Here is a 24,121-nt window from a genome sequence, read left to right on the forward strand (position 1 = left end):
CATGGCGGGTGAGCCGGCGCAGGCCGCCTCGCGAGCCGGAACGACCACGGGGGCGTCCTCCACCAGCACGGTGGAGGGTGCCCTCGCGGCGCTCCCCGGCCCGCGGGCCGAGGAGAGCGGCTTCGAGCTGCTCTGGCAGCAGGTGGTGGCGGAGATCGGGCGGGCCCGTTCGATCGACCTGATCTGCCACATCTGCCCGGACGGCGACGCGCTCGGCTCCTCGCTGGCGGCGGCCCTGGCACTGCGCGCGCTCGGCAAGGAGGTGCGGGTCTCCTTCGGCGACGACCCGCAGATCGTGCCCGAGTCGCTGGCCTTCCTGCCCGGCCAGGAGCTGATCGTGCCGGCCGCCGAGGTGCCGGACGTGCCCGAGCTGGTGCTCTGCTTCGACGTCGCCGCGCAGAGCCGGCTGGGGCTGCTGCACGACAAGGCCTTCGCCGCGCCCGTCCTGGTGGTCTTCGACCACCACGCCTCCAACCCGGGCTTCGGCACCCACCAGTTGATCGACCCGGCCGCGCCGGCCACCGCCGTCCTGGTGGACGAACTGCTGCGCCGGCTCGGCGTCGAGCTCGACCAGTCCCTGGCCACCTGCCTCTACACCGGGGTCGCCACCGACACTGGCTCCTTCAAGTACCGGGCCACCACGCCCGCCACCCACGAACTGGCCGGACGGCTGCTCGCCACCGGGATCCGGCACGACCTGATCTCCCGGCAGCTGTGGGACACCTCCTCCTTCGGCTACCTCAAGGTGCTGGCCGCCGCGCTGGACCGGGCCGTCTACGAGCCGGACGCGGCCGACGGGCTGGGCCTGGTGTGGACCTGGGTGCCCTACCAGGACCTGGCGCTGTTCAGCGTCACCGTCGAGGAGATCGAGGGGCTGATCGACATCCTGCGCCGGCCGGCCGAGGCCGAGGTGGCGCTGGTGCTCAAGCAGGACCCGGACGGCACGCTGCGCGGCTCCTCCCGCTCCAAGGGGGCGGTGGACGTTGCCGCAGCCTGCGCCGAGCTGGGCGGCGGCGGGCACGTCTTCGCGGCCGGGTTCAGCGCCCGGGAGGAAGTCGCCGCCGTGGTCGAGCGGTTCCGGGGCGCGCTGCGGCCCCGTCCCTGACCTGACCGTCCTGCGGTGGGCGACTTCCGCCCGTCCGTACGCCTGCCCGTCCGTACGCCCGCCGCTCGTATGACCGCACGTCCGTACGACCGCACGTCTCAGAGAAAGAACCCGATGAAGCGCAAAGGCACCGGCCCCGACGGCCTGGTGATCGTCGACAAGCCCGAGGGCATCACCTCGCACGGGGTCGTCGCCAAGATGCGGTGGCTGGCCGGGACCAGGAAGGTCGGGCACGCCGGCACGCTGGACCCGATGGCCACCGGGGTGCTGGTGATCGGTGTCGAGCGGGCCACCCGGCTGCTCGGCCACCTGATGCTGACCGCCAAGACCTACGAGGCGACCATCCGGCTCGGCCAGACCACCGTCACCGACGACCGCGAGGGCGAGATCACCGCCTCGGCCCCGACGGACGGTGTCACCCGGGAGGCGATCGACGCCGGGATCGCGGCGCTCACCGGCGAGATCATGCAGGTGCCGTCCAAGGTCAGCGCGATCAAGATCGACGGCAAGCGGTCGTACGCCCGGGTGCGCGAGGGCGAGGACTTCGAGCTCGCGGCCCGGCCGACCACGATCCACTCCTTCACCGTCCAGGCGCAGCGCGAGGCCGTCGCCGAGGACGGCACGCCGGTGATCGACCTGGACGTGACCGTCGAGTGCTCCTCCGGCACCTACATCCGGGCGCTGGCCCGCGACCTTGGCGCCGGGTTGGGCGTCGGCGGGCACCTGACGGCGCTGCGGCGCACCAAGGTCGGGCCGTACGGGGTGGAGTCGGCGCACACCCTGGAGGAGCTGGAGAGCGCCGTCAAGGGCGAGGACGGCGCGCCGCTGGAGGTGCTGCCGATCGCGGCGGCCGCGGCGGCCGCCTTCCCGCGCTGGGACCTGGACGAGGACTCGGCGGAGAAGCTGTCGCACGGCGCCCGGCTGAAGGCGCCCGGGCTGGGCGCGGACGGGCCGATCGCGGTGTTCGGGCCGGACGGGCGCTTCCTCGCGCTGGTCGAGGAGAAGGGCGGGCAGGCGAAGCCGGTCGCGGTGTTCGTCGGCTGAGCAGGGCGTGGTCGGAACCCCCGTCGGGACGTGCTCCCGGCGGGGGTTCCTGCTGTGCGGGGAGTCGCCGGTGCGGGGTTCACCCGCGGGTTCGCCTACGGGGGTTCACCTGTCCGGGCCTTTCACTCGAACCGGGGGGTCACCCGAACCGGGGGCGTCACCCGTGCGGGGGAGCGCGCGAGGTGAACCGCCGTGGTGAACGGCGCGGGCGCGGTCGGAGCGCCCCCTCGGCGGGCAGGATCCCGGCGGCGAGCGGGCGACGGGCCCGCTCGACGGTCGAAGGGGCGTTCATGCCGGGGTTCGCGGAGGGTGATCCGGGGCGGTACCTGCTGCGGATCCGCGACCTCGACGGAAGGCTGCACGGCTTTGGGTTCGCCGCCGACCCGCAGGGCGGGGTGCTCACCGCGCACGAAGCCGTGGCGGGCCTGGACCGCGTGGTGCTGCACACCCCCGGCGGACAGACCCGGGTGCTGGGCCCGGAGGCCGTGCTGCCGCTGCCCGAGCACGGGCTCGCCCTGCTGCGCACCGACGCCGTCGGCGGGCTGCCGGTGCCGCCGCTGCCGGTGGCCGCGGTGGGGGCCGGGCACGAGGTGCTGCTGCCCGCGCTCACCGGCGAGGACGGCCGGGCGGTCGTGCTGCGCTGCGGGCTGCTGGGCGTCGGTGGCGCGGCCTACGGCGGGCACCGGCTGGCCGGGGTGCTGGTGCTGGACGTGCCGGCGGTCGGCGGGGTCCTGGTACCGGCCGGCTCACCGGTGCTGGACGCACGCAGCGGTGCCGTGGTGGCGCTGGCCGTGCCCGGCCTGCGCGGCTCGCAGCCCGGCGGGGCGCCGTACGGCCGTTCGACGTGCGACCGGTCGCAGTACGGCGAGCAGTACGGCGGGGCGCTGTCGGCGGTGCCGGCCGGTGGCGGGGCGGTGGTGGCCGAGGCGCTGGCCGGGCTGCTGGCGCGCAACGCGGCGGCGGTGCCCGGGTACGGCCCGGCGCTGAACCTGGCCGGGGTGCTGCGGCTGGCCGCCGCCCAGCTGGCCGCCGCCGGGGCCGGTCCGGGCCGGGTGGCCGGGCTGGCCGCCGACCGGGTGGACCGGCCGGACGGCCCGGCCGGGGACGAACCGGAGGCGACCGTCACCGCCCTGGTCGGTGCCCCCGGCAGCGGGCGCTCCACCGAACTGGCCGCGCTGGCCGTCCGCCGCTCCGACGGCGACCGGCCGCTGCCCACGCTCTGGCTGCGCGGCGCCGACCTGCGCGCCGGGGACCGCTCACTCGCCGAACCGGTGGAGCGGGCGCTGGCCGCCGTCGCGGCCGAACTGGGCGTCCCGGCGCCCGCCCCGGAACCGGTCGCGGCGCTGTGCGCGGCCGCCGGACGCCCGCTGCTGGTGGTGCTGGACGGCCCCGAGGAGGCTCCGGCCGAGCTGGACCCGCGCTGGCTGCGCGGCGCCGGGCAGTGGCTGACCGGCTGCGGGGCGCGGCTGCTGACCGCCTGCGGCGAGGAGGTCTGGGAGCGGCTGGCGGCCGAGCCCTGGGGGAGCGGCGCCCCGGACGCCGCCCGCCCGGCCGAACCGGGGCCGGACGGCGACCTGGCCAGCGCTCCCACCGTCCGGATGGACGGAGCCGGCCCCGGCGCCCCGACCCTGGCCGGGCACCGGCTGGGCCCGCTGCCCGTCGAGGCGGCCGAGCGGGTGCGGCGCCGCTACGGGCTGCCGCCGGGCCGGCCGTCCGCCGCCGAGGACGCCCGGCACCCGCTGGCCGTCCGGCTGGCCGGCGAGCTGTGGGCACAGGGCCTGCACGACGGGCCGGCGCGGCGCGGGGAGCTGTTCGGGGCCCACCTGGACCTGTGCTGCCTGAGGGTGGCTCAGCGGCTGGCCGAGGACGACCGGCCGCGCCGCCCCGGCGCCCACCGCCGGGGCGCCGTCCGGCCCGCCGCACCGCGCCAGCGCCGGGTGCGCCGGCTCGCGGCGGCGGTGGCCGGGCGGGTGCACGAGGCGGCCCGGCGGATGCTCGGCGAGGAGCCGGGCGGGCTGGGCCGGGAGGCCTTCGAGGGGCTGTTCCCGGTCGACGGCGGCTGGGCCGGCGCGGTGCTCGCCGAGGGGCTGTTCGTCCCCGCCGGGCCCGGCTACCGCTTCGCCCACGGGGAGTTCGCCGACTGGCTGCAGGGCCGGCACCTGGACCTGGACGCGGCGCTGCGGATGCTGCTCGGCGAGGCCGAGGACACCCCGCCAGGGCCGGAGGGGCCCGGCCCGGCCGTCCCCCGGCACCGGATCGGTCCGGTCACCGCCGCGCTGCGCCGGGTCGCCGAGACCTGGGGCGCGACCGCCCTGGACCCGTGGCTGCACCGGATCTGGCGCGCACTGGACCTGCGCCCGCCGGGCAGCGAACCCGCCTGGTGGGCGGCCCGGTTGCTCACCGCCGGGCTCGCCGCCAGCCCCGACCCCGCCGAACACCGGGCGCTGCTCGACCAGTTGGCCAGCCGGATCGCCGAACGGGCGGCGACCGCCGGGAGTTGGGAGGTTCTGGACGGGCTGAGCCGCTTCGGACCGGCGTTCTGGACCGGCCTCGGCCTGCCCGTCGAGGCCGAACTCGCGCTGCTGCGCCGCCTGGTAACCGCCGACGGCCCCGGACAGCAGTTCCTCGGCGCGGTGGCCGGGCGGCTGCGCGCCGACCCGGTCGCGTTGTTCCCGCTGCTCTGCGCCTGGTTCGAGGACCCGGGCGGGCTGCCGGGCCGACCCGGTCGGACGGTCGCCGACCTCGCCCACGACCTGCTGCACGCCCACCGCCGGCTAGCCCTGGACGAGTTGGCCGACGCGCTGGCCGACGCCGCCCATCCGAGGGCGGACGCGCTGCTCGCCGTGCTCGCCGCCGAGGAGCCGTCCGCGCTCTGCCGCGCGGTGGACCGCTGGAGCCACGACCGGCGGCCCGAGCGGCACGTCGCCGCCGCCGTGCACGCGCTGCGGACCGCCCCGTACGCCGGCGGTCCCGGGGCCGAGCTGTTGCGGTACACCGCGCTGACCCTGCTCGCCCGCCAGGACGAACCCGGCCTGCACGGCGCCGCGCTGGCCCTGCTGGTCGGCGACCCGGCGACCCGGGCCGGGCACCTGGAGGCCGCGCTCGCCCGCCACCGCGCGGGCGGCGACCCCTTCCTCACCGCGCGCGCCCTCGCCCCGGCCCTGGAGAGCGACCCGGAGCCCGTCCTGGCCGCGCTGGCCGACGGCCTGGCGCTCCCCGGCGCGGCCCCCGCCGAGACCCTGCGGGTGCTCGCCGACGCCGGGTCGCCGGTGGCCGCCCGGCGCAGTGCCGACCTGGCCGCCCGGCTGCTGCGCCGGCACCCGGAGCTGGCCGGGCCGGTCGCCGTCGACTACCTCGGCCGCCGGCTGCGGCACGCCGCGATCGACGGCCCGGCCGCCCGGCTGGAGCTGCGGATGCTGCTCGGCGGGGCGCTGGCCGCCCGGGAGGCCGCCGTGCGCCGGCCGTTCGCCGAGGTGCTGTCCGTCCCGGTGGCCGACCCGGCGGCGGACGCGCTGCGCTGCGAGCTGCTGGACACCCTGCTCGCCACCGAGACCGACCGGGTGGTGCTGACCGCCGCCGTGGAACGCCTCGCCGAGCACTGTGCGGCCGAGAACCCGGCCCGGGTCCGCGCCGTGCTGGCCCGGGCGACCCCGGGCCTGGCGGGCGCGGACGAGCTGCTGGTGCACTGCGCCGGGCGCTCGGCGGCCTTCGCCCGGCTGCTCGCCCGGTGGCCGCGCGACGCCGCCCCGACCGCCCCGGACGGCCCCCGGCTGGCCCGGATGCGGGCCCTGGTGGCGGCCGGACGGGACCCTCAGTACGCCGCCGCCGAGGCCGAGCGGGCCGTACCCGCGGGGGCGCTGCGCGCACCGGTGCGCGCAACCCCCATTCCGGTGCCTGAGCCCGGCCAGACGCATGGCACGCTATAGGGGTTCGGTTGTGAGCGTTTGAGCGTGCCGAGGGTACGCACCGTACGGAACAAGGAGCAGTCGGGTGCAGCGCTGGCGTGGCCTGGAGGAGATCCCCGGTGACTGGGGACGCAGCGTCGTCACCATCGGCTCGTTCGACGGGGTGCACCGCGGACATCAGCTGATCATCGGGCGGGCCGTCGAGCGGGCCCGCGAACTCGGCCTCCCCTCGGTCGTGGTGACCTTCGACCCGCACCCGCGCGAGGTGATCCGCCCGGGCAGCCACCCGCCGCTGCTCGCGCCGCACCCGCGCCGGGCCGAGCTGATCGCCGAACTCGGCGTGGACGCGGTGCTGGTGCTGCCGTTCACCACCGAGTTCTCCCAGGAGTCCCCGGAGACCTTCGTCCAGCAGGTGTTGGTGGACGCGCTGCGCGCCCGGGTCGTCATCGAGGGCCCCAACTTCCGCTTCGGGCACAAGGCGGCCGGGGACGTCGCGCTGCTCACCGAGCTGGGCCGGGCGGACGACTACCAGGTCGAGGTGGTGGACCTCCAGGTGTCCGGCACGGCCGGGGACGGTGAGCCGTTCTCCTCCAGCCTGACCCGCCGCCTGGTCGAGACCGGGGACATGGCGGGCGCCAACGAGGTGCTCGGCCGCCCGCACCGGGTCGAGGGCGTGGTGGTGCGCGGCGCGCAGCGCGGCCGCGAACTCGGCTACCCGACCGCCAACGTGGAGACCGTGCCGCACAGCGCCGTCCCCGCCGACGGGGTGTACGCGGGCTGGCTGACCGCCGACGGCGAGAGGATGCCGGCGGCGATCTCGGTCGGCACCAACCCGACCTTCGACGGCACCGCCCGCACCGTCGAGGCGTACGCGATCGACCGGGTCGGCCTGGACCTGTACGGGCTGCACGTTGCCGTGGACTTCCTGGCCTACCTGCGCGGGATGGAGAAGTTCGACTCCATCGAGGCGCTGCTGGACCGGATGGCCGACGACGTCAAGCGGGCCCGGGAGCTGACCGAGGTCTGACCGAGGTCTGATCCCGGCCGTACGGGGAAGGGCCCGCCGACTCGGCGGGCCCTTCCGTCGTCACTGCTGGGGCGGCTGCGGCGGGTAGCCGTAGCCCGGGCCCGGCTGCTGCGGCCAGGGGGCTCCGGGGGCGGGCTGCTGGGGGTAGCCGTACCCGGGCGGGGGCGGCGGGGCCTGGCCGGGCTGCGGGGCCCACGGCGCCCCGGGGGCGGGCTGGGCGGCCTGGCCGGGGTAGCCCTGCTGCTGGGGGTCGGCGTACGGCTGGGGCTGGCCCGGCTGCTGGTAGCCGGCCTGCGCCTGCTGCTGCCAGCCGGCCTGCTGGGCGGCTGTCTGCTGGGCCCGGACGATGTCCTCGCCGACCAGGGTGGCCAGCTCGAAGTACGCCTCGCGGACCTTGGGCCGCATCATGTCGAGGTTGACCTCGGCACCGGCGGCCAGGCTCTCGTCGAAGGGCACCACGATGACGCCGCGGCAGCGGGTCTGGAAGTGCGCGACGATGTCCTCGACCTTGATCATCTTGCTGGTCTCGCGCACCCCGGAGACCACCGTGATGCTGCGCTGCACCAGATCGGCGTAGCCGTGCGCGGAGAGCCAGTCCAGGGTGGTCGAGGCGCTGGAGGCGCCGTCCACGCTCGGGGTGGAGACGATGATCAGCTGGTCGGCGAGGTCCAGCACCCCGCGCATCGCGCTGTACAGCAGGCCGGTGCCGGAATCGGTCAGGATGATCGGGTACTGGCGGCCCAGCACCTCGATGACCTGGCGGTAGTCCGAGTCGTTGAAGGTGGTCGAGACGGCCGGGTCGACGTCGTTCGCCAGGATCTCCAGGCCCGAGTTCAGGTCCTGCGAGGTGAACTGACGGATGTCCATGTAGCTGCGCAGGTGCGGGATCGCCGTCACCAGGTCGCGGATGGTCGCGCCGGTCTGGCGCTTGACCCGGCGGCCCAGGGTGCCGGCGTCCGGGTTGGCGTCGATCGCGATCACCTTGTCCTGGCGCTCGCTGGCCAGGGTCGCGCCGAGCGCGGTGGTGGTCGTGGTCTTGCCGACGCCGCCCTTGAGGCTGATCACGGCGATCCGGTAGCAGCTCAGCACCGGGGTGCGGATGATCTCCAGCTTGCGGGCCTTCTCGGCCGCCGCCGCCTTCCCGCCGAACTGGAACCGCGGCTGCTGGCGCTGCTGCTTGGGCTGGCTGCGCAGCAGCCGGTCCGAGGACAGCTCGACGGCGGCGGTGTAGCCGAGCGGGGCGCCGTGGGCGGTCTGCTGCGGGGCGGCGGCCTGCTGGAACGCGGCCGGCGGCGGCGCGGCGGCGCCCTGCGGCGGCCAGGGCTGGGCGGGGGCGGGCTGCTGCTGGGCGGGCTGGCCGGGGTAGGGCTGCCCGGGCTGGGGCTGGGCGGCAGGCTGCTGGTAGGCGCCGGGCTGCGGCCAGCCGCCCTGACGCGGGTCGACCGGGGCGGGCGGCGCGGGCTGGGGCTGTTCGGGCTGCGGCTGGACGGGCTGGACGGGCTGGACGGGTTGCGGCTGTGCGGGCTGCGGCTGGACGGCCTGCGCGGCGGCCGCGTGCTGGGCGGCCCAGGCGGCCTGCGGATCCCAGGCGGCCTGCGGGTCCAGCGGGGCCTGGCCCGGCACCGGCTGGGCCGTCGGCTGCTGCGCGAACTGCTGCGGCGGTACCGGCTGCGCGGGCTGCGGGGCCGGGTACGGCTGCGGCGCGCTCGGCTGGGCCGGTGCCTCCGCCGCCGGCGGCCAGGGCTGCGCGGCGGCGGGTGCCTGCGGCTGCTCCGGCGTCACGGGCGGGGCCGTCATCGGGAACGGGACGTGCTGGGCCTCGGCCTGTACGGGCGGCGTCGGCGGTACGGGGGCGGGCGCGGGCGCCGGCTCGGCCACCGGAGGCGGGGTCGGGGTGGGGGCCGGGACCGGAGTCGGGGCGGGCGCAGGCGTCGGCACGGGCGCCTCGCCGACCGTCGGAGCCGGAGCCGGAGCCGGGGCCGGGGTCGGGGCCGGTGCAGGAACCGGTGGCGGCACCGGAGGACCGGGAACGCCCGGTTCGGCCGGGGCGCCGGGGCCCGCGGCCGCCGGGGCCGGGTCGGCCGGCGTCGCCGGGCCCGACTGCACGTACCAGGACGGGGGAGTGTAATCGGGCGCGTCGGACCAGTCGTCGTCGTCCTCCGCCGCGTTGTCGCCGACGTAGACGCCGTCCCGATCGCTGCTCACTAGGGCTCCCTCGTGTTCGCCGCCGCTTGTTCAGCGGTGCCGTTGCCGCAACAAAGACTAGGCCGTTCGGCTGCCCCTGTTGAAGGCGGCTTCGGTTCCGGACCGGGATCGACCGGCCCGGGAGCGCCCCTCAGTCCATCCGGCGCGGCCCGCCGAGCACCTGCTGCTCGGCCTGCCCGGCCACCGCGCGGACGTACTGACGCCGCATCCGGGTGGCCCACAGGGTGAGGTCGTCGCCGAGGGCGGGCAGCGCGGCCACGTCCTCCGGCGGCAGCGACAGCACTCGGCCGACCAGCTCCGCCTCCTGGGGCATGATCCGCTGCACGCCGACCAGGTCGGCCGCGTTGAGCACCCGGGAGGCGTTCGGGCCCAGGTACGGGAGCAGCGTCAGGGTGGTCTGCCAGGGCGCGGCGGAGAGCCGGGTGCGCGGCGGGCGGGCGCCGAGGTCGCGCACCACCAGCACCGGGGAGGCCACCGAGGCGCCCTGCGGGCCGAGCCGTCCGACCTGGTGGACCGTCACGCAGGGCTGGCCGCCGCCGGCGGCCTGCGCCATCGGGCCCCAGAGCTGGGCGCGGGCGGTCTCCACCGCGACCCGGGCGCCGATCGCGGCCGCCCGCAGCGCGATGATCTGGGCCGTCCACACGCCGCCGACCAGCACCAGGTCGTAGGCGCTGGGGCGGAACAGGCCGAGCACCGCGGGCAGCCCCTGCGGGTCGACGCCGATCACCACGCCGTCGTCGCCGACCGGGAAGGCCAGCGCGGCGAGGTCGGCGGCCTCCAGTACGTGCTTCTCCCGGCGCGGTCCGCGCAGCCCGAAGCCCGGCAGGATCCGCGGGCGCGGCCGCCGCTGTTCGGCGCCGGGCGTCGGACCGGGGGCGGGATAGGTCTGGTACGCCATCAGGAAGTTCCTCCCAGCGGCAGGGTGGCGAGCATGCCGGGGGCCTGTTCGAGGTCGAGCCGGACGAGGCCGAGCCCGGCGCTCTGGGCCCGGGCCTCCACCTGGCGGCCGACGTCACCGACCTCGCCCTCGCTGCGGCCGGTCACCCGCAGGTGGCCGCTGACGGTCACCGAGCCGCCGGTGCCGTGCCCGGCGGTGAGGCTGAAAGTGCTGGCCAGCGCGGGGGAGCCGGTGATCAGGTTGACCAGGTCCGGTGCGCCGATCCGGCCGGCGCCGCCGCCGGGGCGGGTCAGCTGCGGCCAGCGGGAGATCGCGTAGGTGCTGTGCCAGCGGTCGTCGATCCGCCAGAAGCGGTTGCCCTCCTGGGTGCGGCGGGTGGTGCCGCCGCCGCTGCCGGTGCCCTGGCGTCCGGCGACCGCGATCGGGTTGGCGCAGGTGGCGATGGCCAGGGCGGCGATCAGCTCGCGTTCGTCCAGCACGGTCGCGTTGAACCCGGCGCTGTTGAGGCGTCCGGCGAGCTGGTCGGTCACCCGCTGGAGCGCCTTGCGGGCGCCCTCCTCGCCGCCGCCGCGGGCCCGGACGGCGGTGGCCGCGCGCTCCGGGTCGAGCTTGAGGGCGACCCAGGTCAGCCGCAGCCCGGGGGTGGAGGTGCCGTCCGGGAGCTCGCGGTAGGCGCGGGCGGCCAGCGACTGCTCGGGCAGGTGCTGGGCCGGGGCGGGCTGGGTGTGCTGGACCAGCTGCACCGACTCCAGGGTGACGTCGTCCACGGTGAGCGCCGAGCAGATCACGTCCAGCGGCAGCGGCAGCGCGGTGCGCACCGGGCGCAGCGGCTGGTCCTTGGCCTGGACGAGCAGCACCGAAGTGAGGAAGGTGCCGTCACCGACCATGCCGGTCTCGCGCCGCACCGGGCGGCCGCCGAAGTCGGCCTCGGTGGCGTGGGTGCAGGTGCGCAGTGCCGGTTCGAGCTCCAGCGCGGGCGCCAGGGCCGGGTCGGTGCCGGGCGGCGGCAGCAGCGACTTCGCCTGCCGGCGGCGGGACTTGAGGGCGGTGCGGACCCGGAGCAGCTCCGGGATGGTGCGGCCGCGCAGCGGCACGAGCGCCAGCACCAGCAGGACCAGCGAGACCGCGCCGAAGCCGGCCGCGACCGGGCGGCTGATCGTCCAGCCCACCGCGACCAGGGCGGCGGCGACCTCGACCAGGACGAGCTGCTGGAGCTTCAACCGGCCGCCGAGCAGCCCGGGTCGGGGGTTGACGCGCACCTGGACGGGGCCGCCGGGGCCGGCGGGCGCCGCCGGTCGGACGGCCGCGGTCCCGGCGGGCGGGCCGCCGCGTCGGGCCCGCCCGGGCCGGCGCGACCTCCCTGCGCCCGCGTCGCCGCGGCGTTCTGGAGCGGTCTGGCTTGGCATCCCCCGGTGGCCCTCTCTGATCCGTCGGCGCGGCCCGGCTGGCTGGTTCGCGGACCGTACCCGTACCGTACTCACCGTCTGCTGCCGCATCGTAGAGGGTTCGGGCCGGGTCCCGCCCGGCGGGTGCGGACCACGGGGCAGGTCGGGCCGACGGGAGGCCGACCGCGGCCGGCACAGGTCTGACAGAGGGGGACGACGAGGATGGCATCGCGTCGGGACGAACTGAACGCGTACACCTTCGCCCGCAAGCGCACGGTGGGGGCGTTCCTGCTGCCCTCCGGCGGCGGCAGTGACGAGGACGCGCCGCGCCCGGTGAAGGCGGTGCTGCCCAGCGTGCTGGTCGGGACGCTGGTGGTGGCCGGGTTCGGGCTCTGGGGGGTGTTCAAGCCTGCCGCGCCGCTGCAGTGGGACAGCGGGAAGAACATCATCCAGGGCAAGCAGTCGACCACCCGCTACGTGGTGCTGGTCGATCCGGATGGCAAGACCAAGCGGCTGCACCAGGTGCTCAACATGTCCTCGGCACGGCTGGTGCTGCCGGTCGACGCCAAGGTCGTGGTGGTGGACGACGGGGTGCTGGACCGCTACCCCAACCACGGCCCGACCATCGGTATCCCGTACGCCCCGGACAAGTTGCCCGGCAAGGACAGCGCCGGCCAGCCGATGAAGTGGGCGGTCTGCGACCGTCCGGGGTCGGACGAGAAGCAGGAGACCGTCAACCAGGCGGTGTTCGTGGCGGCCGGCGCGGACGCGGCGGCGCTGGCGGCCAAGGACCGGATGCTCGGCCAGGACCAGCTGATGCTGGTGCAGCAGGCGGACGACCAGCAGGTCTCGGCCTCGGGGCCGGGCCAGCCGGCCGCGGGCGCCGCGAAGGTGTACCTGGTCGACGCCCAGGGCCGCAAGCACGAGATCGGCTCGACGCAGTCGGACGACAAGGAGCGCAAGGCGCTGGTCACCGCGGTCTTCGGGCCCAACGCGGTGCCGCAACGGGTGAAGCGGGAGTGGCTGGACACCCTGGTGACCGCCAGCGCGATCACCTTCCCCGACGTCCAGGGGATGACCGACACCCCGAACCCCAACTCCAGCGTGAACCTGGGCAACGCGGCGGACCGCCGGATCGGCCGGCTGGTGCACTACCAGGACCGCAACTACGTGGTCGGCAAGGACAGCCTCTTCCTGATCACCCCGTTCCAGGCGGAGCTGATCCGGCAGAACCCGGCGTACCAGGTGCTCTACAAGTACGACCAGGACAAGCGGCCGCGCAACGACGAGATGACCCCGGACGACCAGTTCAAGAACAACACCGACGTCCGGCTGCCGAAGACCCCGGACGACTGGCCGCTGAAGTCCGGTGCGCCGGTGAACAACTGGCAGGACCGCCAGGACGCCCGGCTGGTCGTCTGCAGCACCTTCGACGGCATGGCCGAGGACGGCCGCACGCCCAAGCGCAGCGTCTGGGCCGGGACGTCCTACCCGGCGGCGTACAACAACGGCGCGGGCGCGGCGTATGTGACGCCCGGTCACGGCCTGTTCTACCGGGCGGTGGACAACGCGGCCGGCGGCAACGGCGGCAACAACACCAACGGCGCGAACGCCGCGGCCGGGGGCGGCTCCGGCACCGACTTCCTGATCACCGAGACCGGCCTGCGCTACTCCGTCCCGGCCAACGGCGACGGCGGCCACGGCCCCACCCCGTCGCCCGGCTCCAGCGGCTCCCCGAAGCCGACGGCCGCGCCGCCGAGCACCCCGAACCCGGGTGCCGCGAACCAGCCGACCCAGAACCCGGACGAGCAACCCGGCGGCAACCAGGCCCGACTGGGCTACCAGAACGTCCAGCCGCTGCCGGTCCCGAAGGAGTGGTCGAACCTGGTGCCGGCCGGCCCGCCGCTGACCGCGAAGAGCGCCGCGCAGCCGCAGAATGCCTGATCAGCCAAGCCCGGCAACGGAATTGGTCCCAGTGTCATGGTCTGGTAACTACTCGGCACTCGATGTTGGGTGAGTTGGGTGTGCCGACTACAGTGCTGCTGGACATCACACGGGTGATGCGGCGGCGGGCCCTCGGGGCCCTCCGTGCACACAATGTTTTTCTCATGGGGGACGGTGGATCATGAGTGACGGCCAGTTCACGGTGACCGCGCAGGAGATGATGGACTTCGCCGGGAAGATCGAGACGGCGATCGGCCAGATCGAGGCGGAGCGCAGCGCGCTCCAGACGACGGTCGACAACATCACCAGCGGCTGGAAGGGCCAGGCTGCGGACGCCTACAAGGCCCTGCAGACGAAGGTCAACGATGACGTCAAGGCGCTGAAGGAATCGCTGCACGCGATCAAGAACGCCATCGAGCTGACCACCAAGCACTACGCGAGTGCCGAAGAGGAGCAGAAGTCGCTGTTCGGCCCCCAGAGCTGACCACCGCTTCCACGCTGATCACCGCTCCGTTCCGACCCTCCGCCCTCCGGGGCGACCGCCGATGAACGCGGGGCGCTCCGCATCCTCGTCAAGGGAGACATTGTGACCGACCACATTCTCGTCAACTTCCAGACCCTGCACCAGGCGTCCCAGGACGTGCAGACCTCGGCAAACAAGATCGAGCAGATGCTCTCCGACCTGCGCAAGGAGGTCACCAAGATCTCCCACGGCTGGCAGGGCCAGGCCCAGCAGGGCTACAACGCCCAGCAGACCAAGTGGGACGGCGCCGCCCAGGACCTGAAGGACACCTGCGCCAAGATCTCCAGCTCGCTGGAGAGCGCCGCGCAGAGCTACCACGCGACCGAGAAGAAGAACGCCGGTCTCTGGCAGGGCTGATCGCAGGTTCCCGGACGGGAACGGCAGGGGCGGGTACCCGGATTCCGGGCACCCGCCCTTCGGCGCGCGGCACGGTACGCCGCGGCACGGGGTGGCGAACACGAGGGGTGGCAGGGTGTCCGGACGCGGGTTCCGTAGGACGGCCGCGGCGCTGGCCGCGCTCGTGGTGCTGGGCGGCCCGGCCGGGGCCCCGGCGTTCGCGGACGGCGGGCCCGGACTGGCCGCCGCCGGCGACTGCCCCAAGCCCGCGCCCGACGTGCCGACCGTGCCGTGGTCGCTGCAGCGGATACTGCTGGACGAGCTCTGGCAGGGCGGGAAGACCACCGGTAGCGGGGTGACGGTCGCCGTCATCGACACCGGGGTGGACGACACCAACCCCCAGCTGGCCGGCAAGGTCGACGCGGGCAACAGCCTGCTGTTCGACAAGCAGAACAACAAGCCGGTCGACGGCACCTCCAAGAACGACACGGTCGGCCACGGCACCAAGGTGGCCGGCATCATCGCCGCGAGCCGCAGCGACAAGACCGGCTTCGTCGGGCTGGCCCCCGACGCCAGGATCTACGCGATCCGGCAGAACGACAGCGAGGGCAACGGCGACGTCTCCAGCCTCACCAAGGCCATCAACGATGCGATCGACCACCACGTCAAGGTCATCAACATCTCGCAGGACGTGCGCGGAGCGGGGGACGCCCAGTTCGGCGGCTACGCGGACCTCAAGGCCGCCATCGACCGGGCCGAGCAGAGCAAGGTCGTGGTGGTCGCCTCCAGCGGCAACGACGGCAAGGAGGGCGACACCTACCCGGGCGCCTTCCCGACCGTGCTCTCCGTCGGCGCCTCCGACCGCAACAACGAGCGCGCCCCGTTCTCCCAGTACGGCTCCTTCGTGAAGGTCGCCGCGCCCGGCGTCGACATGCTCTCCACCGTGCCCGGCGGCGGCCAGTGCGTCGACAACGGCACCAGCTTCGCCGCCCCGTACGTCTCCGGGCTCGCCGCGCTGCTGATCGGCGCGCACCCCCTGTGGACGCCGGCCCAGGTGCGGGCGTGGATCGAGCAGTCCGCCCAGCGCACCGAGGCCGGCCCGAACCAGTTCATCGGCTGGGGCGTGGTGGATCCGGTCAAGGCCGTCACCAAGGCGCCCGAGAACCCGCCGTCCGCCCCCGCCCCGGACGCGCCGGTGCAGCTGGCCGCCGCCCCGATCGTGCCGCGGCCGGTCGGCATCGGCGAGACCCAGGCCGACCGCGACGGCCGCACCGCCACCTACGTGGTCGGCGTCGGCGCCCTGGTGGTGGCCTTGCTGATCGGCGGCGGCGTGGTGCTCCGCGACCGGCGCCGCGGGAAGAACCCGTAAGCCGCTTGTAACACCACGGCCGGTCCACCGCATCCATCAGGTGTCGGGGGCACACGGACGCGGGGGAGCGACGGGCGATGGGATGGATCGGTGGTGGCCGCGAGGCCAAGGACGCGGAGTTCCTGGAACTCGTCTCCAGTCGTACCGGCCACCTCTACCGCTCGGCCTGTCTGCTCACCAGCGGCGACACCCACTACGCCGAGGACCTCGTACAGGAGGCCCTCAGCCGGATGTACGTGCTCTGGCGGCGCAGCGCCTTCACCGGCGGCCGGAACAGGATCGACAACCCGGCGGCCTACACCCACACCGTGATGGTGCGCACCTTCCTCGCCCAGCAGCGCCGCCGCTCCAGCGGCGAGCGCCCGACCGAGGCCCTGCCGGAGCGGGAGGGTCACGACGCGGACAGCAGTCTGCGGCTGACCCTGCTCGACGCGCTCGGGCGGATGCCGGCCAAGGACCGGGCGGTGCTGGTGCTGCGCTACTGGGAGGACCGCAGCATCGAGGAGACCGCGGACGTGCTGCGGCTGTCCTCCGGCGCGGTCCGGACCAGGACGAGTCGGGCGCTGGCCCGGCTGCGCACCCTGCTCGGCGATTCGCTGGCCGAGCTCGCCGCCCGCTGAACGCCCCGGGCACCACCGCTGACCACTACTGGCACTTCCGCGACGCAAGGAGACGGTGATCCGCCATGTCCGAGCCGGACAAGTTCGAAGACGATCTTCTCTTCGCCATCACCCGCACCGGTGAGGGCTTCCGCCCCGACCAGGCCGACCAGGCCGGGCTGGTCGCGGGCGGCTACCAGCGCGGCCGCAGCCGCTGGCGCCGCCGGTCCACCGCCGCGGTGGTGGGCGGCGCCGCCGCGCTGGCGCTGGTGGGCACCGGGGCGGTCTACCTGACCGGCTCGGCCTCCCGCGCCGGTGACGGCACGGGCACGGTGACCGCCGCCGGGCCGGCCGCCGCACCCGCGGGTTCCGCCGCCGCGGGCTCCGGGGCCGGGGGCTCCGGGGCCGCGACGACCCCGGCCGCCGACGCCAAGCCGTCCGCCAAGCCGATCACCGACGACGAGATGCTGGCCACCTTCCAAGCCCTGCTGCCCCAGGGCCGGACCACCGACGGCAAGGGGTCCGGCACCGCTCAGCAGCCCGGCAAGCCGTGGGGCGGCGGCATCGCCGCGACCGCCTCGCTGGTCTTCGACGACGGCCAGGGCAAGGCCGCGATGGGCGTCTCGGTCGGCCGCCTGGCCCTGAACGATCCCAACCGGGCGCAGAACGTCTGCCCGAGCAAGAACACCGTCCCGTACGACGCCTGCACCTCCACCAGCCTGCCGGGCGGCGGCTCGCTGACCGTTCTCCAGGGCTACGAGTACCCGGACAAGCGGGCCACCACCAAGTGGTGGAACGCCAAGCTGATCGGCCAGGACGGCCGCCAGATCGAGCTGTCGGAGTGGAACTCCGCGGCCGAGAAGGACTCGCCGGACAGCCGCCCGAACCCGCCGCTGTCGCCGGAGCAGCTCACGGCGATCGTCACCGACAAGTCCTGGGACGCGGTCGTCGCGGCGATCCCGGAGCCGAAGCCGGTCAAGGTGCCGGACACCTCGAAGGAGTACAGCGCCCAGGAGATCCTGGACCTCACCGCCAAGCTGCTGCCGGGCGGGCTGACCGAGTCGGCCTCCCAGGCCGACGGCTTCGGCTACGCCAACTTCGTCCTCGACGACGGCCGGGGCAAGTCCCTGGTGCAGCTCAACGTCCAGGACTGGAGCCGCGACGACCAGACCAAGGCGGAGCTGTTCGCCGGCGCCCGGACGCTGCCTGACGGCACCAAGATGGTGATCCGCGACGGGAGCGACAAGCCGGGCGTGGGCATGTGGACCGTCGACACCCTGCACCCGGACGGCTTGCGGGTGGTGATCAGCTCGTTCAACAGCGGCACCCAGCAGGCCCCGGCGACCCGCAAGACGCCGGTGCTGACCAACGACCAGATGCAGGCGATCGCGGCCGCCCCGGTCTGGAAGCTGAAGAAGTAGCGGGCGGACGTACGGATGCGGCGGTGCCCCGGGCTGGGGGGAAGGCCCGGGGCACCGCCGTGTGGGGGTGGGGTGGGGGATCGGGGGTCAGTCCCGCTGGTCCTCGGGGAGGCTGATCACCCAGCGGGTGTCCTGCCTGGGGCGCAGGTAGAGCAGCCAGTAGAGGGTGGCGGCGGCGGTGATGCCACCGGTCCACAGCAGGGGTTCGGCGTCGAGCTGGGTCATGACGTAGACCAGGACGACGATCAGCAGCGCGGGGACGGCCGGCCACAGCGGCATCCGCCAGGCGGCGGCGTGCTTGTGGTGGCCGCGGCGGGAGAGCAGCGAGGCGATGGCGACCAGCAGGTACATCGCGGTGACCGCGACGCCGGTGATGTTGCTGAGCAGCTCGCCCTTGACGAAGCAGAGCGCGGCGCCGGGCAGGCCGACCGCGAGGGTGGCGATCCACGGGGAGCCGAAGCGGCCGAGGGTGCCGAAGGCCTTGTTGACGGGCTCGGGCCAGGCCTTGTCGCGGGCGGAGGCGAACAGCACCCGGGAGTTCTGGATGACCATGACGATGCCGGCGTTGATGATGGCCAGCGCGATGCAGAGGCTGATGAAGGTGCCGACCGCGGAGTTGCTCCAGGCGGTGACCATGCCGGAGATGTCGCCGGAGGTCAGGGTCTGCAGGTCGGGGGCGCCCAGGGTGATGGCAGCGACCGGGATCAGGATGATCGCGCTGGACAGGCCGAGGGTCCACAGCACGGTGCGGGAGACGGTGCGGCGGGGGTTCTCCAGCTCCTCGGAGAGGTAGACGGCGGTGGAGAAGCCCTGGGTGGCGAACAGGGCGATGCCCAGGGCGCCGATGATGGCGCCGATGCCGACCGGGCTGGCGGCGCCGCCGTCCGTGGAGACCAGGCCGTGCAGCAGGCTGGGGTGCGCGGAGTTGGCGTGGGCGAAGCCGAGCACGGAGACCACGCCGGCCGCGATGACCTCCAGGACCAGGAAGATGCCGGTGATCCAGGCGTTGGCGCGCAGGTCGAGCAGACCGGCCAGGGTGGCGGCGAGCATCACGGCGGCGCCGGCGATCGGCTTGTCGACGTGCAGGACGGGCGCCAGGTAGTCGGCGGTGCCGAGGGCGATGACCGAAGGGACGATCATCACCACGATCAGCGACTGGATGAAGACCAGCCAGCCCGCGAGGCGCCCGGCCAGGGTGCCGACCATCGCGTACTCGCCGCCGGCGCTGGGGATCAGGGTGCCGAGCTCGGAGTAGCAGAACGCGACCGCGACGCAGAGCACCGAGCCGATGGCGATGGCCAGGGCGGTGGCGCTGCCGATGCTGGAGAACAGCTCCGGCACGATCACGAAGAGTGTGGACGCGGGAGTGACGCAGGACAGCGTGAGCAGGGTGCCGCCCACGACGCCGATCGAGCGCTTGAGCTGCTGGGGCGCTGCTGTTCCGTCCGCCGTGGCGGTGACGTTCTGTGGCGGGCGAAGCGTGTCGGTCATGTGGCTTCCGATCGGCTCTGTGCGGTCCTGGGATGGGAGCGGTATCGCCTCCGCTGGCTGGTTGCTCGGGTCCTGTCGGTCGCTCCCAAGGCCGCAATGGAACCTTGGGCGTATTGATTGCGTCAACGCCGGAACTGCTTCGGAATCCGTTGCGGTGAACGGCATAAACATGCGATCCGATGATCACTTACGGTCATCACGCTGGTTGTCCGACTTGCTACTTTGGCCACGTCAAGCATGAATCAAAGGTGAACTGCGCATTGCATGCCATCTTTCCAAGGTGACGCCTCGATGGGACGGTGATACGCCCAGGCGCCCCTGAATCGCAGGGCAACTCCCGAGGTGGGTGCGGGAACCGCAGCCCCACGTCGGAAAGATCTAGGTAACGTTTCAGCACCTGGGACGACGAAGGGGGCGGACTCCGCTGAGTCCGACCCCTTCGATCACTGTCCGTAGCGGGCGGCCCGTCCATGGCGAGCGGCCCGCCCGCTGCGCCCGGTCACTGCGCCGGCAGCCAGCCCGTCTGGACCATCTGCCCGTTGGTCGCGCGGCGTGACACGTAGACCCCGCGGCCCGGCGGCAGCGCCTGCGGCTTGACCGTCCCCAGCAGCGCGCCCTCGTCCCGGTTGCCGGACAGGATGACGCCCTGCCCGCCGAGCTCGCGCATCCGCTGCATCACCGGCTCGTACAGCGAGCGCCCGGCGCCGCCGGCGCTGCGGGCCACGATCACCCGCAGGCCGATGTCCCGGGCGAACGGCAGGAACTCGGCCAGCGGCGCCAGCGGGTTGCCCGAGCTGGTCGCGACCAGCTCGTAGTCGTCGACGATCACGAACATGTCCTTGCCGCTGTACCAGCTGCGGTTGCGCAGCTGCTCGGCGGTCACGTCCGGGCCGGGCAGGCGCCGGGCGCAGGCCCCGCGCAGCATGTCCACGACCGCCGTCATGGCCGGCTGCGCGGCCGCGTACTCCACCAGGAACTCCGGCGGGACGGTGCCCAGCAGGGCGCGCCGGTAGTCGCCGACCACGATGCCCGCCTGGTCCGGGGTGTAGCGCTCGGTGATCTGCTTGATCAGCATCCGCAGCACCGCCGACTTCCCGGACTCGGTGTCACCGAAGACGATGAACAGCGGGTCGGTCTCGAAGTTGACGAAAACCGGTGCCAGCTCGGCCTCGTCCACGCCGAAGGACACGCCGCGCTGCGGATGCTCGAAGCCCTTCGGCAGCGAGTGGCCGTCCAGGACGGCCGGCAGCATCCGCACCTGCGGGGCGCGCGGGCCGGTCCAGGCCCCGTCGACCGCGCCGACCAGCGCGGCGACGCCGTCCTGGAGGTCCTCCACCGAGGAGGAGCCGTCCAGTCGGGGCAGTCCGCCCAGGAAGTGCAGCCGCTCCGCGGTGATGCCGCGCCCGGCCAGCGGCGGGACGTTCTGCGCCACCCGGCGGTCCACCTCGGACTCCATCGCGTCACCGAGCTTCAGCTCGATGCGGTTCTGCAGCAGGTCCTTCAGCGCGGGGCGCACCTCCGCGTAGCGGGCCGCGGTGATCACCAGGTGGACGCCGTAGCCGAGGCCGCGCTGGGCGATGTCGCCGACCACCGGCTCCAGGCCCTCGAACTCCTGCTTGAAGGTGTTCCAGCCGTCGATCATCAGGAAGACGTCGCCGAAGGCCTCGTCGGGCAGTTGTCCGGCCGCCCGGCGGGCCCGGTAGGTGGTGATGGTGTCGATCCCGGCCGTCCGGAACAGCTCCTCGCGCCGGTTCATCACCGAGTGCACCTCGGAGACCATCCGGCGCACCTTGTCCACGTCCGGGCGCCCGGCCACCCCGCCGACGTGCGGCAGTCCGGTCAGCGACTGGAAGCTGCCCGCGCCGAAGTCCAGCAGGTAGAACTGAACCTCGCGCGGGGTGTGGGTGAGGCCGAAGGCGGCCGTCATGGTGCGCAGCACGGTGGACTTGCCCGAGCGCGGGCCGCCCACCACCAGGCCGTGGCCGGCCGCGCCGGAGAAGTCGACCTCCAGGATGTCGGTCTTCTGCTCGCGCGGCTTGTCCACGATGCCGATCGGCGCCCGCAGCCGGCCGCCCGGGTAGCCCGGTGCGGTCAGCCCGCGCTCCGGGACGACCTGCAGCGGCGGCAGCAGGTGGTCGATGCTCGGCGCATCGTCCAGCGGCGGCAGCCACACCTGGTGCGCGGCCGGGCCCTGGCCGGTCATCCGCTGGACGAAGACGTCCAGCACGGTGTCCACGAGCGCGTCGTCCTGTTCCGGGGCCCGCGGCGCCTCCTCCTCCACCGGCTCCGGCGGCAGGTCCACGAAGGCCGAGGTGAACTCCACCGGCCGGGCGTTCACCCGCCGGCCGCCGGTCGAGCGCTGCTGCCCGGGTGCCCGGTACGGCCCCGAGACGTACGCGGCCTTGAACCGGTCCATCACGTCCTCGCCGAACTTCAGGTAGCCCACCCCCGGCACCGGCGGCAGGTGGTACGCGTCCGGCACGCCGATCGCGGCCCGCGACTCGGCGGCCGAGAAGGTGCGCAGACCGATCCGGTAGGAGAGGTAGGTGTCCAGGCCGCGCAGCTTGCCCTCCTCCAGGCGCTGCGAGGCCAGCAGCAGGTGCACGCCCAGGGAGCGGCCGATCCGGCCGATCTGGATGAACATCTCGATGAAGTCGGGCTTGGCGGTGAGGAGTTCGGAGAACTCGTCGATGATCAGCACCAGCGAGGGCAGCGGGTCCAGCGCCGCGCCTGCCGCCCGGGCCCGCTCGTACTCGTGGATGTTGGCGTAGTTGCCGGAGCGGTGCAGCAGCTCCTGGCGGCGGTGCAGCTCGCCCTCGATCGCGTCGCGCATGCGGTCGACCAGGGTGAGCTCGCCCTCCAGGTTGGTGATCACCGCGGAGGTGTGCGGCATGTCCGCCATGCCCAGGAAGGTCGCGCCGCCCTTGAAGTCGGCGAGCACGAAGTTCAGCGTCTCCGAGGAGTGGGTCATCGCCAGCGCGAGCACCAGTGTGCGCAGCAGCTCCGACTTGCCGGAGCCGGTCGCGCCCACGCACAGGCCGTGCGGGCCCATGCCCTCCAGCGCGGCCTCCTTGATGTCCAGGTAGACGTGCTCGCCGTTGGCGCCGACGCCGATCGGCACCCGCATCCGCTCGTGCTGGGCGCGCGGGCGCCAGCTGCGGGCCACGTCGAAGGAGCCCGGGTCGCCGGAGTTCATCATGTCGGTGAAGTCCAGGTTGGACAGCAGCGGCTCGTCGTCACCGCCGGCCGAGGCCCGGTACGGCGCCAACTGCCGCGCCAGCGCCTCGGCCTGCCACTGCGAGAGCAGGTCCGGCTTGCCGCTGTAGGTCGCCCCGGAGGCCGAACGCAGCACCAGCTCCTGCGGGTTGACCGTCACCATCAGGTGCCCGCTCGGCTCGTCCACCTCGCCCGGGACGACCTCGATCACGGTCACCCCCTGCACGCCCTCGGGGCTCGCCAGCACCGAGTCGTGCGGCACCCCGGCGCCGTCCATGATCACCACGAGGTGCGGCTGGTCAGCGGCGGGCGCCGCGTCCCGGACGAAGCGCTGGCGGCCGGACAGCTCGTCCTGGAGCAGGAACTCCAGGTCGCCCAGGTCGGTGGCGTTCAGCCGGCGCGAGCCCGCGCCGTCGCTCTCCTTGCGGTGCTGGTTGTGCGGGAGCCACTTGGTCCAGTCCCACTCCTCGGCCGCGCCGGGCGCCGCGGCGACCGCGACCAGCAGGTCGTCCGGCGAGTGCAGGGTGGTCAGTTGGGCGATCATCGCGCGCACGTTGCCGTACACCGAGTCCGGGTCCCCGCACACCGTGATGTGGTAGAACGCCCGCAGCGAGACCGCCAGCGGCAGGTCCTGCAGGGTGCCGTGGGCCTTCAGGAAGGAGTGCATCGCGGCCGCCGACAGCGGCTCCAGCTCGTCCATCGGCGCGGTCTGCGGCGCCACCAGCGGGGTGGACAGCTGCACCGGCCCGAGGCCCACCCGGATCTGCGCGAAGTCGCCGTCAGCCGTACGCCGTTCCCACAGCCGCCGGCCGTCCTCGACGATCGACCACAGCTGGTCCGGCGCCGGGTTCAGGAACAGCAGCGCGCCGCGCTGGCTCTCCGCCGTGCGGCGCACCTGGCGGCGGGTCTGCTGCAGGTACTTGAGGTAGTCGCGGCGCTCGTCCGCCATCGCGGTCGAGCCGCCCTTGCGGGCCCGTACGATCTGGGCCAGCACCATGCCGATCGTCGAGGCGATCATCAGGCCGCCCATGATCTTCATCGGGGCGGCCGCACCGGGCGAGAAGAAGAACACCGCCGAGCCGCCCATGCCGAGCATCGGCAGGATGCTCATCAGCCAGTCCTCGCCGCCGTGCCGGGGCAGCTCGGGCGGGCTGATCAGCTCCACCGGCTCGTCCGGCACGGTCGGCGGGTAGGCCCTGGCCGGTCGCTTGACCATGATCACACCCATGTGCCATCCACCCCGCGGCGTCGATCGATCACTTCGGCATCAGCCCTCACGCGACTGCGCCGGTCCGGTACGGATTCCCGTGGCTGAGGACGCCCCACCCAGCGCAACCCCCGTACCACCGTGCGCAGGCGCCCGATACTAACGGTCGGCCCCCGCACCGCCCGCCCGGCCCCGTCCCGCACCGCCCGCCCGGCCCCGCCCCGCGGCGACGGAGGGCACGAACCGAGCGGGTAGGGTAACGCCGCGCCAACTCGCGGCCCGGCCGGGCCGGTTCCACAGCCACACCGCGCGCCGCCGTGCCGCGGCACCGTCAATACAGGGGGAGCGCCCAGTGCGTCGAAGGATCGAGGTGTCGTCGTGAGTGAGCGGAGCGAGCTCACCATCGGAAGGCGCGTGTGGGTGAGCGCCCCCGCCGAGCGCGGCGA

At 74.2% G+C, this 24,121-nt stretch carries 15 protein-coding genes; 10 read left to right on the forward strand and 5 right to left on the reverse strand.

The features are described 5' to 3' along the window. The first annotated feature begins 1 nt into the window (after position 1). The 4 genes from ACZ7BZ_RS33285 (at position 2) to ACZ7BZ_RS33300 (ending at position 7,081) form a co-directional block, all read left to right on the forward strand. Positions 2-1,105 (forward strand): DHH family phosphoesterase, encoded by a 1,104-nt coding sequence (locus tag ACZ7BZ_RS33285; RefSeq protein WP_470361603.1) that lies wholly within the window; start codon positions 2-4, stop codon positions 1,103-1,105. A gap of 114 nt (positions 1,106-1,219) precedes the next feature. Beyond that, entirely contained in the window at positions 1,220-2,149 is a 930-nt protein-coding gene (gene truB, locus ACZ7BZ_RS33290; RefSeq protein ID WP_470361604.1) for a tRNA pseudouridine(55) synthase TruB, read from the forward strand. Positions 2,150-2,439: 290 nt separating this feature from the next. Next, on the forward strand, positions 2,440-6,075 hold the full coding sequence (locus tag ACZ7BZ_RS33295; RefSeq protein WP_470361605.1) for a serine protease: 3,636 nt from the start codon (positions 2,440-2,442) through the stop codon (positions 6,073-6,075). A gap of 64 nt (positions 6,076-6,139) precedes the next feature. After that, the gene (locus ACZ7BZ_RS33300) at positions 6,140-7,081 is read left to right on the forward strand and encodes a bifunctional riboflavin kinase/FAD synthetase (RefSeq protein WP_470361606.1); all 942 of its coding nucleotides are present in this window, start codon (positions 6,140-6,142) and stop codon (positions 7,079-7,081) included. A gap of 60 nt (positions 7,082-7,141) precedes the next feature. Here the strand turns inward: ACZ7BZ_RS33300 and ACZ7BZ_RS33305 are convergent, their stop codons facing one another. From ACZ7BZ_RS33305 to eccE, 3 genes are all read right to left on the reverse strand, one after another. Further along, on the reverse strand, positions 7,142-9,286 hold the full coding sequence (locus ACZ7BZ_RS33305; RefSeq protein WP_470361607.1) for a MinD/ParA family ATP-binding protein: 2,145 nt from the start codon (positions 9,284-9,286) through the stop codon (positions 7,142-7,144). A 130-nt stretch (positions 9,287-9,416) separates the two neighbouring features. Next, positions 9,417-10,184, reverse strand: a complete 768-nt coding sequence (locus ACZ7BZ_RS33310; RefSeq protein WP_465750943.1) for a hypothetical protein — start codon at positions 10,182-10,184, stop codon at positions 9,417-9,419. Beyond that, positions 10,184-11,443, reverse strand: a complete 1,260-nt coding sequence (gene eccE / locus ACZ7BZ_RS33315) for a type VII secretion protein EccE (protein WP_380460488.1) — start codon at positions 11,441-11,443, stop codon at positions 10,184-10,186. The genes ACZ7BZ_RS33310 and eccE overlap by 1 nt, the downstream gene beginning before the upstream one ends. 348 nt (positions 11,444-11,791) lie before the next feature. Between eccE and ACZ7BZ_RS33320 the strand changes: the two genes are divergently transcribed. From ACZ7BZ_RS33320 to ACZ7BZ_RS33345, 6 genes are all read left to right on the forward strand, one after another. Further along, positions 11,792-13,513 (forward strand): type VII secretion protein EccB, encoded by a 1,722-nt coding sequence (locus ACZ7BZ_RS33320; RefSeq protein WP_470361608.1) that lies wholly within the window; start codon positions 11,792-11,794, stop codon positions 13,511-13,513. Between the two features lie 181 nt (positions 13,514-13,694). Beyond that, positions 13,695-13,997: a WXG100 family type VII secretion target gene (locus ACZ7BZ_RS33325; RefSeq protein ID WP_380460484.1), complete on the forward strand. Its 303-nt coding sequence runs from the start codon at positions 13,695-13,697 to the stop codon at positions 13,995-13,997. Between the two features lie 102 nt (positions 13,998-14,099). Continuing rightward, positions 14,100-14,393: a WXG100 family type VII secretion target gene (locus ACZ7BZ_RS33330; protein WP_470361609.1), complete on the forward strand. Its 294-nt coding sequence runs from the start codon at positions 14,100-14,102 to the stop codon at positions 14,391-14,393. Positions 14,394-14,508: 115 nt separating this feature from the next. Next, positions 14,509-15,741, forward strand: a complete 1,233-nt coding sequence (gene mycP, locus ACZ7BZ_RS33335) for a type VII secretion-associated serine protease mycosin (protein ID WP_470361610.1) — start codon at positions 14,509-14,511, stop codon at positions 15,739-15,741. Between the two features lie 77 nt (positions 15,742-15,818). Continuing rightward, a complete protein-coding gene (locus ACZ7BZ_RS33340) occupies positions 15,819-16,361 on the forward strand; it encodes a SigE family RNA polymerase sigma factor (RefSeq protein ID WP_470361611.1) in 543 nt (180 codons plus the stop codon). 65 nt (positions 16,362-16,426) lie between these two features. Beyond that, the gene (locus ACZ7BZ_RS33345; protein WP_470361612.1) at positions 16,427-17,761 is read left to right on the forward strand and encodes a hypothetical protein; all 1,335 of its coding nucleotides are present in this window, start codon (positions 16,427-16,429) and stop codon (positions 17,759-17,761) included. An 87-nt stretch (positions 17,762-17,848) separates the two neighbouring features. On the opposite strand, the gene ACZ7BZ_RS33350 is transcribed toward ACZ7BZ_RS33345, so the two are convergent. Next, on the reverse strand, positions 17,849-19,252 hold the full coding sequence (locus ACZ7BZ_RS33350) for an APC family permease (RefSeq protein WP_470361613.1): 1,404 nt from the start codon (positions 19,250-19,252) through the stop codon (positions 17,849-17,851). Between the two features lie 499 nt (positions 19,253-19,751). After that, positions 19,752-23,696, reverse strand: a complete 3,945-nt coding sequence (eccCa, locus tag ACZ7BZ_RS33355; protein WP_470361614.1) for a type VII secretion protein EccCa — start codon at positions 23,694-23,696, stop codon at positions 19,752-19,754. Positions 23,697-24,121 lie beyond the last annotated feature (425 nt).

This window comes from Kitasatospora sp. NPDC036934, from assembly GCF_055608425.1.

Coding starts and splice junctions, on each gene's coding strand:
- ACZ7BZ_RS33340 (WP_470361611.1), top strand. CDS start 15,819: ATGGGATGGATCGGTGGTGGCCGCGAGGCCAAGGACGCGGAGTTCCTG.
- eccCa (WP_470361614.1), bottom strand. CDS start 23,696: ATGGGTGTGATCATGGTCAAGCGACCGGCCAGGGCCTACCCGCCGACC.
- ACZ7BZ_RS33295 (WP_470361605.1), top strand. CDS start 2,440: ATGCCGGGGTTCGCGGAGGGTGATCCGGGGCGGTACCTGCTGCGGATC.
- ACZ7BZ_RS33345 (WP_470361612.1), top strand. CDS start 16,427: ATGTCCGAGCCGGACAAGTTCGAAGACGATCTTCTCTTCGCCATCACC.
- ACZ7BZ_RS33350 (WP_470361613.1), bottom strand. CDS start 19,252: ATGACCGACACGCTTCGCCCGCCACAGAACGTCACCGCCACGGCGGAC.
- ACZ7BZ_RS33310 (WP_465750943.1), bottom strand. CDS start 10,184: ATGGCGTACCAGACCTATCCCGCCCCCGGTCCGACGCCCGGCGCCGAA.
- ACZ7BZ_RS33285 (WP_470361603.1), top strand. CDS start 2: ATGGCGGGTGAGCCGGCGCAGGCCGCCTCGCGAGCCGGAACGACCACG.
- ACZ7BZ_RS33320 (WP_470361608.1), top strand. CDS start 11,792: ATGGCATCGCGTCGGGACGAACTGAACGCGTACACCTTCGCCCGCAAG.
- ACZ7BZ_RS33325 (WP_380460484.1), top strand. CDS start 13,695: ATGAGTGACGGCCAGTTCACGGTGACCGCGCAGGAGATGATGGACTTC.
- truB (WP_470361604.1), top strand. CDS start 1,220: ATGAAGCGCAAAGGCACCGGCCCCGACGGCCTGGTGATCGTCGACAAG.